This window comes from Micrococcus sp. HG099, from assembly GCF_024723355.1.
Classification (GTDB): Bacteria; Actinomycetota; Actinomycetes; order Actinomycetales; family Micrococcaceae; genus Micrococcus; species Micrococcus endophyticus.
The window spans coordinates 1-1031 of sequence record NZ_JANQCJ010000260.1; the positions used below are offsets into that span (position 1 = coordinate 1).

Consider the following 1031-nt stretch of genomic DNA (forward strand, 5'->3'; position numbering starts at 1 on the left):
CCTCCGCCGCCCAGCCGGCCGCGACCGCCGGTGCCGCGAGCACCGTCGGCGCCGGGTCCGCCGACGGGTCCGCCGACGCGCGGACCGGCCTGGCCGTCGTCGCCCGCACCCCGATCTCGGGCGTGCGCAAGGTGATCGCCGACCAGCTCTCCCGCTCGCGCCGCGAGGTCCCCGAGGTCACGGCGTGGCTGGACGTGGACGTCACGGCCCTGCTGGAGCTGCGCGCCGCCCTCAAGGCCAAGGATGCGGAGAACGCGCCGAGCCTGCTCGGCCTCATCGCCCGCTTCACCCTCGCCGGCCTGCGCCGGTACCCGGTGATGAACGCGCGCATCGAGGCCGGCGCGGACGGCAAGGACGAGATCGTGGAGGTCGACGGCGTCCACCTCGGCCTGGCCGTGCAGACCGACCGCGGCCTCATGGTGCCCTCCGTGGAGCACGCCGAGCGCCTCTCCGCGGATGAGCTGACCGCCGCGATCAACGAGACCGTGACCCGCGCCCGCGAGGGCAAGGCCGCCCCGGCCGAGCTCACCCGCGGCACGTTCACCCTGAACAACTACGGGCCGCTGGGCACGGACGGCGCCACGCCGATCATCAACGTGCCCGAGGTGGGCATGCTCGGCATCGGGCGGATCATCGACCGCCCGTGGGTCGTCGACGGGGAGATCGTGGTCCGCAAGGTCACCGAGATGACCGTGACCTTCGACCACCGCGTCACCGACGGCGCCACCGCGAGCGCGTTCCTCACCTTCGTGGCGGACTGCCTCAACGACCCGCAGTCGGCGCTCGCCCGGATCTGACCCGAGCCCGCCGGAACGGCCCCCGCATCACCCGATGCGGGGGCCGTTCGCGCGCCGGGCGGCGCTCAGGCGGCGCGGCGCTCAGGCCGCGTGGCGATCACGCGGTGCGGCTGCGGCGGAACGCCGTGGCGAGGGCGCCCCAGCACAGCACCACCGGTGCGGCGCTGAGCAGGATCCCGGCCGGCTCGGCCGCCGGGTGCGGGCCCCGGCTCTTATACACCTCTGACGCTGCCG

Annotated in this window: 1 protein-coding gene; it reads left to right on the forward strand. The window is 75.2% G+C overall.

The window, feature by feature from the left end; genetic code table 11:
* On the forward strand, positions 1 to 797 hold a 797-nt coding region (locus NWP10_RS12090), incomplete at its 5' end, for a dihydrolipoamide acetyltransferase family protein (protein WP_258301066.1).
* Positions 798 to 1031 lie beyond the last annotated feature (234 nt).